This window comes from Synechococcus sp. EJ6-Ellesmere (assembly GCF_024345875.1).
In the GTDB taxonomy this organism is placed as follows: Bacteria; Cyanobacteriota; Cyanobacteriia; order PCC-6307; family Cyanobiaceae; genus Regnicoccus_A; species Regnicoccus_A antarcticus.
Window position 1 is genome coordinate 1 of record NZ_JAGQBY010000126.1, and the last position, 9003, is coordinate 9003.

16 protein-coding genes and 1 riboswitch are annotated in these 9003 nt (G+C 64.9%); of the genes, 12 read left to right on the forward strand and 4 right to left on the reverse strand.

Translation table 11 applies throughout. The annotated features are described in order from the left end of the window. A partial coding sequence (locus tag KBY78_RS13050; protein ID WP_255143940.1) for a MerR family DNA-binding transcriptional regulator occupies window positions 1-182 on the reverse strand: 182 nt, incomplete at its 3' end. A 152-nt stretch (window positions 183-334) separates the two neighbouring features. Between KBY78_RS13050 and KBY78_RS13055 the strand changes: the two genes are divergently transcribed. Together KBY78_RS13055 and KBY78_RS13060 are read left to right on the forward strand one after the other, a co-directional pair. Then, window positions 335-586, forward strand: a complete 252-nt coding sequence (locus tag KBY78_RS13055; RefSeq protein WP_399215878.1) for a DUF3721 domain-containing protein — start codon at window positions 335-337, stop codon at window positions 584-586. A gap of 14 nt (window positions 587-600) precedes the next feature. Further along, the gene (locus KBY78_RS13060) at window positions 601-1005 is read left to right on the forward strand and encodes a hypothetical protein (protein WP_255143941.1); all 405 of its coding nucleotides are present in this window, start codon (window positions 601-603) and stop codon (window positions 1003-1005) included. A gap of 249 nt (window positions 1006-1254) precedes the next feature. Here KBY78_RS13060 and KBY78_RS13065 read toward each other — a convergent pair whose 3' ends face one another. Continuing rightward, entirely contained in the window at window positions 1255-2868 is a 1614-nt protein-coding gene (locus KBY78_RS13065) for an iron uptake porin (RefSeq protein WP_255143942.1), read from the reverse strand. Window positions 2869-3204: 336 nt separating this feature from the next. On the opposite strand from KBY78_RS13065, the gene KBY78_RS13070 reads away from it, so the two are divergent. The 4 genes from KBY78_RS13070 (at window position 3205) to KBY78_RS13085 (ending at window position 5749) form a co-directional block, all read left to right on the forward strand. Continuing rightward, window positions 3205-3804 (forward strand): HupE/UreJ family protein, encoded by a 600-nt coding sequence (locus KBY78_RS13070; RefSeq protein ID WP_255143943.1) that lies wholly within the window; start codon window positions 3205-3207, stop codon window positions 3802-3804. Continuing rightward, window positions 3801-4352, forward strand: coding sequence for a phosphoglycerate kinase (locus KBY78_RS13075; RefSeq protein ID WP_255143944.1), 552 nt, complete (start codon window positions 3801-3803; stop codon window positions 4350-4352). The genes KBY78_RS13070 and KBY78_RS13075 overlap by 4 nt, the downstream gene beginning before the upstream one ends. 19 nt (window positions 4353-4371) lie before the next feature. Continuing rightward, window positions 4372-4536: riboswitch (cobalamin riboswitch) on the forward strand. Between the two features lie 15 nt (window positions 4537-4551). Further along, window positions 4552-5157 (forward strand): HupE/UreJ family protein, encoded by a 606-nt coding sequence (locus KBY78_RS13080; protein WP_255143945.1) that lies wholly within the window; start codon window positions 4552-4554, stop codon window positions 5155-5157. A gap of 25 nt (window positions 5158-5182) precedes the next feature. Then, entirely contained in the window at window positions 5183-5749 is a 567-nt protein-coding gene (locus tag KBY78_RS13085; protein ID WP_255143946.1) for a GNAT family N-acetyltransferase, read from the forward strand. A gap of 135 nt (window positions 5750-5884) precedes the next feature. Here the strand turns inward: KBY78_RS13085 and KBY78_RS13090 are convergent, their stop codons facing one another. Further along, window positions 5885-6064, reverse strand: coding sequence for a hypothetical protein (locus KBY78_RS13090; protein WP_255143947.1), 180 nt, complete (start codon window positions 6062-6064; stop codon window positions 5885-5887). Between the two features lie 389 nt (window positions 6065-6453). On the opposite strand from KBY78_RS13090, the gene KBY78_RS13095 reads away from it, so the two are divergent. The 5 genes from KBY78_RS13095 (at window position 6454) to KBY78_RS13115 (ending at window position 8026) form a co-directional block, all read left to right on the forward strand. Next, a complete protein-coding gene (locus KBY78_RS13095; RefSeq protein ID WP_006171020.1) occupies window positions 6454-6609 on the forward strand; it encodes a hypothetical protein in 156 nt (51 codons plus the stop codon). A gap of 124 nt (window positions 6610-6733) precedes the next feature. Continuing rightward, window positions 6734-6937, forward strand: coding sequence for a hypothetical protein (locus KBY78_RS13100; protein WP_255143948.1), 204 nt, complete (start codon window positions 6734-6736; stop codon window positions 6935-6937). Window positions 6938-7004: 67 nt separating this feature from the next. Further along, window positions 7005-7211: a hypothetical protein gene (locus tag KBY78_RS13105; protein WP_006171022.1), complete on the forward strand. Its 207-nt coding sequence runs from the start codon at window positions 7005-7007 to the stop codon at window positions 7209-7211. Window positions 7212-7333: 122 nt separating this feature from the next. Then, window positions 7334-7537, forward strand: a complete 204-nt coding sequence (locus tag KBY78_RS13110) for a chlorophyll a/b-binding protein (protein WP_255143949.1) — start codon at window positions 7334-7336, stop codon at window positions 7535-7537. 204 nt (window positions 7538-7741) lie between these two features. Then, a complete protein-coding gene (locus tag KBY78_RS13115) occupies window positions 7742-8026 on the forward strand; it encodes a DUF167 domain-containing protein (RefSeq protein WP_255143950.1) in 285 nt (94 codons plus the stop codon). 163 nt (window positions 8027-8189) lie between these two features. Here KBY78_RS13115 and KBY78_RS13120 read toward each other — a convergent pair whose 3' ends face one another. Next, window positions 8190-8510 (reverse strand): MTH1187 family thiamine-binding protein, encoded by a 321-nt coding sequence (locus tag KBY78_RS13120; RefSeq protein WP_255143951.1) that lies wholly within the window; start codon window positions 8508-8510, stop codon window positions 8190-8192. A 147-nt stretch (window positions 8511-8657) separates the two neighbouring features. Here KBY78_RS13120 and KBY78_RS13125 point away from each other — a divergent pair. Next, window positions 8658-9003, forward strand: a 346-nt coding sequence (locus KBY78_RS13125; protein ID WP_255143952.1) for a hypothetical protein, incomplete at its 3' end; no start/stop codon positions are given.

Sequence of the window (9003 nt, forward strand, 5' to 3'; positions counted from 1 at the left end):
AGCTCAGCGAGATTCTCCTCATCAAACAATCGGTATCCACCTGCGGAGCGATCCTTGGGCTGGAGCAGGCCCTCATCGCAGTAATAACGGATCGTCTTCACCGGCAGGCCGGTGCGCCTGGCTACCTCGCCGATGCGCAGGCTGGGAGCAGGGTTTGCTGATAGGGATCCCTGGCGGGCCAAGGCAAGAACCCTCCACTGGGTAGAACCTTCACCAGCCTAGGAGGCGCCAGAAAGCAAGGGAGCTTGGCCCAGAGTCTCCAGCAGTCGTGCGTTACTAGAGACATTCGCTAGGGTGGGTGCTCAGCAGGCCAGCCTGCGCTCGCACCCGTCCTGTGTCGATCCTTTCAAGTCCGTGGCCAGCCCGGGCGGCAGCCGCGATCGGAGCCAACCTCCTGTTCTCCGCCGCCGGCCTGGCCGCTCCAGCAGCAGGTTCGGGCGGCGTCCCGGCGATGTACGCCACTCAGGCAGAAGCGGAGAAGGCCGCCAAGCTGCACTTCAACTGCACGGGCGCCCACAAGATGGGGAACCAGTGGATGCCCTGTGCCAAGCACGGTGACGCCCACGGCTCCGGGCCCTCCCACTGAGCCCGAGCACTCCCATGGCGCAATGTGGCGACAAGCCCAAGCGGATCGCCTTCGGTGTGGCGCCGTTGGGCATCATCTCGATCGGCATCGTGCCGATGGGGGTGGTGAGTATCGGTGTGGTGCCGATGGGGGTCATCAGCATCGGGGTGGTGGGCATGGGTGTGCTCAATGCCTGCGTGGTGGGGATGGGGGTGGTGGTGGCCGGTGTCAGTGCCATGGGGATCTGGTCGCTGACCCCAGGCAGTGGCCATCAACACCACAGCAGCGGGGCGGCGCAGCAACAGCTGATGGCCTACCCGAGCCGGCAGGTGGCCCTTCAGAAAGCGCGTGAGCTGGGCTGCGAGGGCGTGCACGCCATGGGTGACCTCTGGATGCCGTGCTCTGAGCATCCAACGCAACATTCAACACATCAACACTGAACAATGAAATCGATTCGCAACCTCAGCGTGGCCCTGATCTTTGCCCTCCTGGCATCCACGCCTGACGCCCTGGCCTGTGGCGGCGGCGGGTCAGGCAGCTATCGCAAACCAGCCCGGCCTGGCCAGCACCAGCATCAACACAGTCCGGCGGCGCCATCTTCTGAGAATGGATCCACAGCTCCTCAACGCGCTCCCCAGTAGGAGCGTTTCGGGAGCTGTGTATGACACTCTGAACAAACGAGCTTCCGATCAGAAGCGGAAGCTCGTCTTCACCAGTCCGCCGAACTGGCTAAAGCTCTCGCCCGAAGGTGTTGCCTGGCCGAGGGGGCGGCTGAGATAGATCAGAGCCGGTGTGATCGAGATGTTGTCAGTCAGCTGGAACTTGTACCACCACTCCCACACATAGTTGCCGTCGTTCGGGGTTCCGCCGCCGCTGAGCGCTGTAGCAAAGACGGGTTGGGCCACAGCAAAGCCGAAGTCATTGCCCTTGGCGAACACATCGGTCCACTGCAGACCCACCATCCAGGACTGGCTGGTGCTGAGGCTGCCGCGGGGTTGGGGCGTGCTGTAGGTGGTGCTGTTGATTCCCCATCCGATGCTCAGGGAAGGCAGCCAACCGCTGCGGAGCGGTTGCCAGAAAGCGCTCAGGCCCCAGGCACTGGTAGTGGCATCGATGTTGTGATCGATGGCGCTGTGGGTGAACGAGGTGGTTCCCGGAACGAACTGGGTCTCTGGTTGGACGTAGGTCCAGATCGCAGCCAGGCCCCACTGCTCCTGCTGATAGCCCAGCTGGACACTGCCGGTCGCGCCGGAATTCCTGTTGCCAAGTCCACCGCCACCGTCCTCTGCAGAAACACTTGGATTGCCGCTGTCGCCATTGGCCGCAACGTAATTGGCACTGAGGCTGAAGCCGTTGCTCTGCCACCAGAGACCGGCGCCAGCGCCAAGATTTTTGCTGTACGCCGCCGGCGCACCATTCACCGTCATCACGTTGAGGATGGTGTCAGCCGGGTACACGCTGGGCCACAGGGCCAGCATGTCTTCCTGCCCCACGCGAGCGCCCAGGGTGGCCGTGAACCCGCCACCGAGGGGCCATTGGTAGAAGAGCTTGTCAATCCCCACGACATCGGGGCCAGCATCCTCCTCAAAGGCCACTTCCAGGGTTGAGAGCGCCAAAGAATGGGGCTCACCGCCAAACACGCTGCGGCCGAAGTTGCCTGCGCGCAGGTTGATGCGCAGCAGATCCTTGCCGTTGAAGCTGGTGTCGAATGTCAGCTGCAGGTCGTAGTTGAACGTGGTGGCATTGGGCAGAGGTACGGGCGTCCGTGGACGACCGGTGAATTCATTCGGTGCTCGATTGACCGTGTTCGCCGCCGTGTTGACAGCCGAACCCGAGAAGGCATTGGCTCCCACCACAAACGTGGCCTGTCCGCTGAGCTTGGTGGTGGTGGAGAACCGGGTGGCCTCCAGCTCACCCACCTTGGCTTCGAGGCCATCCACGCGGCCGCGCAGCACGGCGAGTTCCTTCTCGAACTCGGCCATCAGGCGCTTCAACTCGTCGGTCACCTCGGTGATCCGGTCGAGGCAGGCGTTGAGCAGGGCGGCGGCCTCGTAGCGGGTGAGTGCCTGCCGGCCCTTGAAGGTGCCGTTGGGGTAGCCGGCCACGCAGCCGTAGCGCTCGATCAGGTTGGTCAAAGCCTGAAAAGCCCAGTCGCTCGGCCTGACGTCGGAGAACTGGGTGATGCTGGTGACCTGCTCCTGGGTGGCGTATCGGTTCACACCCGCCATGTCGAGGTTCTCGGCGTGGGACGCCAGCGGAGCCGCCAGACCGACAACGATGAGCGTGGAGCGCAGAGAAAGCATGGAACAGAGTCTCAAGAGCACCGCCGGGCTGGCGGCTTGCTCGAAATAATCACTCATGTCTCCACCAACTCGCGAGCACTGGAGACCATGGTCATGGTTTGGACACCACAGCCAGGCCGTCGCCCCCGGCCACGGTTTCGTCCCTCGCGCATTTGCTCGCCATCGGCCTTGTTCCAGGCAGCTCCTCTGGGAGACGTTCCGCCGCCGTGGCACCGCTGCGGCTCTGGCGCCCACCAGATTCGGTGCCAGTGGATGCCCTGCTCCGAACACCCCCATTAGGGGCACGCCTGGGGCCTGGGTGAAAGATCCAGGATGGAATGCAGCGGCCTGAGACTGATGGCTCGAACCAACTGGCCATGGACCTTGCTGGCCGGTGTCGCCCTGGCCCTGGCGCCGATGGCTGCCTGGGCCCATGCCGATCCGCACCCCGGTGGTGGGTTCGTGGCCGGTTTTCTGCATCCGATCAGTGGCCTCGATCACGTGGTGGCGATGGTGGCCGTGGGCCTCTGGGGTGCGGTGCTCGGCCCGCCAGCTTTGTGGGTGCTGCCGGTGGCGTTTCCGATGGTGATGGCTTTCGGAGGGCTGCTCGGCCTTCTGGGGGTTCCGATTCCGGGGGTGGAGATCGGCATCGCCGTCTCAGGTCTGGTGATGGGCCTGATGGTGCTGTTCGAGCTGACGCCGCCGCTCTGGTTGGCGGCGCTGATCGTGGCCGCCTTTGCGGTGTTCCACGGCCATGCCCACGGCGCTGAACTGCCCGACGGCAGCAACGCCTTCCTCTACAGCCTGGCCTTTGTACTGGCGACAGGCCTGCTGCACCTGGTGGGGATCCTGCTGGGCGAGACGCGTCGCTGGCCTGGAGGACGACGCTTCGTGCAGGGGGCCGGCGGTTGTGTGGCCTTGGTGGGGCTGTGGTTTCTGGAGCAGGCCCTCACATGACTCTGCCGCTGGCCCATCTGGCGCCCACTGGCCTGGGCCCCTGGGGGGATGGGATGGCCCGGCTGTTCCTGGAGCCCACGGATCTGCTGCTCGTGATCGGCCTGGTGCTGCTGAGCGTGCAGGCCGGCAGACCCTACGGCGATCGCCTGCCCTTGCTGCTGCCGCTGGCCTGGCTGCTGGGAGGCCTGATCGGTCTGACTCTGCCTTCGGAACTGCTGCTGGCGCTGTTGTGCACCGCCTTGGTGGCTGGGCTTGGGTTGCTCGTGGCCCTGGAGGTGCGGCTGCGGCCTGTGGTGCTGTTGCCTCTGGCTGCCGTTCTGACCTCGCTGTTCGCCCTCGTGGCGGGCTCGGCACTGGCCGGCCATGCGGGAGCTCTGGCGGCCCTGTTGGGGGAGACCGTGGCCATTGCGGTGCTGAGCACCCTGCTTTCCCTGCCCCTGGCCCCTCCGCATCGCCGTTGGCTGGCCATCGGCTTGCGGGTGGGTGGCAGCTGGATCACCGCTGCATCCCTGCTGATGCTGGGCTGGCTGATCCGCCACCCCCAGTAATGCCCACACGGCCACGGCGCCACACAATGGAGGCAACGGTTCCAGCGGGTCACTCCCTGGAGGCAACGAGGAAAGTCCGGTGGGGTGCAGGTTCGTCCTGAGCCGAATCCGGCGCTGTCCCGCAGCTGTGATGGGGGCCCTGGCCCCTTCAGTCAGAACGCTCGCCGTGCACAATCCCCGGCGCGGACCGGACCTCTCGATGACCCAGACCTTCTCGGCCAGAACCCTGGCCCTGTTCGGCGGTGCGGCAGCCCTGGCGCTGCTGCTCGATCAACCCGCTCAGGCCCATGGCATCGCCCACGGCGGCATCGGGGCGGGCTTCCTGCACCCCATCAGCGGCACCGATCACCTGTTGCTGCTGATCGGTGTGGGGACTGCTGCCTCCTGCATCTCCGGCCAACTGCTGCTCTGGGCCCTGGCTGGTGCCGTTGGCGGCGGCATGTTCGGGGCGATGGGCGGCACGTTGCCGGCCCAAGAATTTCTCGCAGCCCTGGCGATCAGCGCCGTGGCGGTGCTGGTGCTGCGATGCCTCCACTCGCAGCAGAGCCCCCAGTTGGGTGCCTGCGCCGCCCTGGTGACCGCAGCGGTGGCGGTACACGCCATGCTGCACGGCCTGGAAGCTCCGGCCGACGGCTCCGCCCTGCTCTGGTGGCTGGGGGCCTTCAGTGGCTCAGTGCTGGTGAGCGGCGGCAGCTTCCTGGCGCTGCGGCGTCTGCCCTTGGCCTGGACCCGTGGCGTGTGCGTGCTGCTGGCTCTCTGCGGCGGCGTGGCAGCCCTGGGGCCAATCGGGTTACTGATGCGCTGAGCCGGAAGCGGAGATTCTTTGCCCGATGGGGGGAAGAGGATCACCATCCCCCCGATCCCCCTCGCCGCTGACCGCGCCCACCACGCCGCTGCAGATCCGCGCCTATGAGGCGGCCGACTGGCCCGCGGTGTGGGCCCTGCTGGAGCCAGTGTTCCGCGCTGGCGAAACCTTCCCCCACGACCCAGCCATCTCCGAGCCGGAGGCCTGGGCCCTGTGGGTGGAGCAGAGCCAGGCGGTGATGGTGGCCATCGCTGCCACAGGTGCCGTGGTGGGTACCTACTACATCAGGCCCAACTCCCTCACCCTCGGCGCCCATGTGGCCAATGCCGGCTACGTGGTGGCCGAGCACTGCCGCCGCCAGGGGATCGGCAGCCGCCTCTGCCAGCACTCGCTCCAGGAGGCCCGGCGGCTTGGGTTTCGGGCCATGCAGTTCAACCTGGTGGTGAGCACCAACACCGCCGGCATCCGCTGCTGGCGGCAGAACGGCTTTCAGATCATCGGCACCCTGCCGGGGGCCTTTCGCCACAAGCAACTGGGCTACATGGATGCCTATGTGATGGTTCAGAGGCTGGTGGAGGGACCTGCCACATGAGAGTGGTGACGTTGCGTCTGACTTAAATCCCTCAGATTCATTGCGACACAACTTCATTGCAACACAACAGCCTTGAGGATTACTGGAATTCGTGAAGTGCAGCTCTGCTGAGGCATGTGCTTGCCTGCTCCAGCTTCATTGGATGCCAGGCGTCGAGCCGTCGATCTTGTTGAGCTGAATGCCCAAGTAAGTGGCTTCGCGGTTGAGGGCCTTTTTCATGTCGATGTTGCCAGCTGCGGCAGCGGAGGCAAAACGGACGAGCAGAGAGTCCCGAAGGGCTTGTTCGCGGGCAGGGTCGTTGGGAGCTTTGGACATTGGGCGGGACTGGGAGAAGCGGAAATACTGATCCGCAACTTAACCATAAGCCTCATCGGCAGAAGGACTGCGCTGATTTGTCTGTAGCTAGATACACCAAACTGTGTCGTGAGTCGCCGTCCTGGCCCCATGACATGGGGAAGGCGCTCTCCTGCTGCCTCAGCAGGGGGAGCCCGGGTGATGGAGCGCGGCTCAGAGCCGTTCAGGCCTCCAACAGGCGGCCCAGCATCCATGCGGTTTTCTCACAGGTCCGCAACCGCTGGGTGAGCGGGTCGGCGGGGCTGGTCATTGGTCTCGACCACGTCGAAGATGCCGCGGATCGTGCTGGCCCAACGCCAGCGGGGCGGTCAGTGGCAGCAGCACAATGGTTCGGCCTGAACACTGGTCCCATGACAGTTGGCAACCTCCTCTCAGGCACGGCGGTCGCGCTTCTCTTCCTCGGCGGTCTTGTGTTGTTCACTGACGTGGAGGTGGGGATGGTGCGCTGGGTCAACTGCGGCCCCTGGTCCTCCGAAGTGTCCCGTCAGGAGAAGGAGTGCCGCTGATCGTTGAACCACCTGACAGTGGGGCACGCCTTCCATGAAGATCAACACCGCCATCGGCATCCCCTCTTGCAGAGGTGGCGGCCGTCGCGAACATCCAGGGATCACAGGTCGATTGATGACAGCCATGGGATCGTCAACGGAACACCGGGCAGCCCTGGCTGCCCTGGGCCTGAACACCAAACCCAGAAGCCGGCAGGACCTGGCGCGGCTTGTGGCGCGCTGCCACCCGGCCTCCCAGCCATGGAGCGCCGTGCAGACCGCGGCCTACCGCCGGGTGTGGGAAGAGCTGGAGAGCGGCTGCGAAGCCCACGCTCCACTGGCGGCCTGAGGAACGCCCATCGCCGCAAGGATCAGCAGCGGCGGACTTGCTGAGCGGACCTATGAGGAGACGGTCGATGGTTCCCGATCCACCAGATGTGGCGACGGCGCTGGAGCTTCTGGGTCTGACGGTGGTTCCGGATGATTTCGAGGCGTTGGCCTGCCAGGTGGCCTGGATGCACCCTGCTGCTGAGGCCATCAGCGACGCCCAGAGCCTGGCCTACCGGGTGGTGTGGGAAGCGGTCGAGGAACGCATCGAAAGCCGGAGCGGAGGTGACCTCTGACAGGCAGACCGATCCACCCGTCCGTGGCCAGGGTTTGTGCTCAGATCAGGACTAGGTATCGCTCCTCACGTCAAGCAGCTGGCGACATTCGTAATGTTTCGTTGTACTCGCAAGGGTTTCCCATGACTCGAGCTACTCAAGCCAACGACACCTGGTTCCTGAACACTGCCGCCAAGCAGATCCGAGACGAGGAGCTCAGACGTGCGGAGCGTCTCAACGGACGCGTCGCGATGCTGGGGTTCACGATCGGTCTGATCGTGGAGGCGTTCAGCGGAGATGGCATCCTCCAGCAGATCGCCGATCTCGCTCTTCTGTCCCAGCGTTGAGGCCGGTCGCTCTCTGCGATCCGTCAATGCTGGCGGCCACCACGATCACCCTTTCCCCTGGCCGGCCCTCCACCGATGGTGCCGGCCTTTTTGCGTTCACCCTGCAAGAGAGAGCGGCAGCCTCACAACCGCTGCCGATCATCCCCATGCCCTCTACGCAGCGGCCTGTAGATGGAATCCTCGGCAGGCAGTGGAATGTGACGAATGACGGCCAGCGAGAGCATCGCCCTGTGGATCCAGCCGCGCAGCCGTCGTAACGAGGTGGTGGGGCTGAAGGATGACGCGGTGGTGATCCGCCTGACGGCCCCGCCGGTTGAGGGTGCTGCCAATGAGGCCTTGCGGAAGTTCGTCGCCGAGCGACTTGGCGTCGCTGCCAGCAGGGTGGCACTGGTGCCTGGCCAGAGCAGCCGGCGCAGATGGATCGCCGAGGAAGGGTTTTCGGTAGACGAGGTGCGGTGTGCCCTTCTGAGGGTGAGCGGCCGCCAGTGATGAGCAGAGAGTCTCTGAGCTGATGCCCTGTGGCTGTGGTCGGCTTGCCGTACTGACAAGGCGGGCCAGCGGATCTATTACTGAATCAGAGGCCTCGACCAGGACAGAGCGCGAGCCCAAGCCCTGCAACCGGCCCAAGGGCGCTCGACTCGGGGCGCCCTTTTCAATGGCCCCGTTCCTGCGGTTGTTGGAGCAATGCCTCAACGCTGGCCACCTTCTCCTCCAGCGTCTGGTCCCGATCGGTGCGGGTGTTGATCTTCACGGTGGTGTAGATGCGGGGAGAGCCCATGGCGTGCACGGCCAAATGGCAGGCCTCGATCGCTTTGAACACCGGCGCCCACTCTCCCTCGATTGCGGTGCCATTGGGGTGCAGCTGGATCTTGAGACCGGCGTCCAGCAGCACCCGTTCGCAGGCAGCGATGTAGGGCGCCAGGTTGACGCCGACCCCGATCGGAACAACGGAGAGATCGACGATCACCTTCATCGAAGTGCCTCCGGGTGCTTCATTGAGAGGCTCCCATCCTCGTGGCCCCCTCTACCTCCCGGCCGAAGAGGCCACAGGCTTCTCCCGCGGCGCCAACCCTGCTCAGGAAGCCCTGCCTAGCGTCTGGGGAATGCCGCCGGGTGGGCCATGGCCGTGGTGAACCGCTGCGCGGTGGGGATCTACCCCGCCCAGCAGCTGCTCGAGTGGGCCAAGCAACTGGATCTGGATGTCGATGCGGCCGACGCAAGGGAGCCCTGCCTGTATCTGATCCCCGACTACGACACGCAAGAGGAGGCCGAAGAAATCCTCGAGGAGGTCTACGAGGCGATCTTTGAAGCCGAGCTGGACTACTGGCATCGCGACACCGGCACCTGGCCGGCGGAGCGCACCTACCCGGTGTTCCGCAAATGGTTCGAGGTGCGCTTCTACCCCCTGATCCAGGACCTGGTGGGTGAGGAGCTCACCGCCACCGAGGTGGATGAGGAGTTCATCG

Excerpts from the sequence above, each read along its gene's own strand:
- KBY78_RS13060 (WP_255143941.1), top strand. The coding sequence starts at position 601 with ATGGCGCAATGTGGCGACAAGCCCAAGCGGATCGCCTTCGGTGTGGCG.
- KBY78_RS13095 (WP_006171020.1), top strand. The coding sequence starts at position 6,454 with ATGACAGTTGGCAACCTCCTCTCAGGCACGGCGGTCGCGCTTCTCTTC.
- KBY78_RS13115 (WP_255143950.1), top strand. The coding sequence starts at position 7,742 with ATGACGGCCAGCGAGAGCATCGCCCTGTGGATCCAGCCGCGCAGCCGT.
- KBY78_RS13070 (WP_255143943.1), top strand. The coding sequence starts at position 3,205 with ATGGCTCGAACCAACTGGCCATGGACCTTGCTGGCCGGTGTCGCCCTG.
- KBY78_RS13080 (WP_255143945.1), top strand. The coding sequence starts at position 4,552 with ATGACCCAGACCTTCTCGGCCAGAACCCTGGCCCTGTTCGGCGGTGCG.
- KBY78_RS13100 (WP_255143948.1), top strand. The coding sequence starts at position 6,734 with ATGGGATCGTCAACGGAACACCGGGCAGCCCTGGCTGCCCTGGGCCTG.
- KBY78_RS13075 (WP_255143944.1), top strand. The coding sequence starts at position 3,801 with ATGACTCTGCCGCTGGCCCATCTGGCGCCCACTGGCCTGGGCCCCTGG.
- KBY78_RS13120 (WP_255143951.1), bottom strand. The coding sequence starts at position 8,510 with ATGAAGGTGATCGTCGATCTCTCCGTTGTTCCGATCGGGGTCGGCGTC.
- KBY78_RS13085 (WP_255143946.1), top strand. The coding sequence starts at position 5,183 with ATGGGGGGAAGAGGATCACCATCCCCCCGATCCCCCTCGCCGCTGACC.
- KBY78_RS13105 (WP_006171022.1), top strand. The coding sequence starts at position 7,005 with ATGGTTCCCGATCCACCAGATGTGGCGACGGCGCTGGAGCTTCTGGGT.
- KBY78_RS13090 (WP_255143947.1), bottom strand. The coding sequence starts at position 6,064 with ATGTCCAAAGCTCCCAACGACCCTGCCCGCGAACAAGCCCTTCGGGAC.
- KBY78_RS13110 (WP_255143949.1), top strand. The coding sequence starts at position 7,334 with ATGACTCGAGCTACTCAAGCCAACGACACCTGGTTCCTGAACACTGCC.
- KBY78_RS13065 (WP_255143942.1), bottom strand. The coding sequence starts at position 2,868 with ATGCTTTCTCTGCGCTCCACGCTCATCGTTGTCGGTCTGGCGGCTCCG.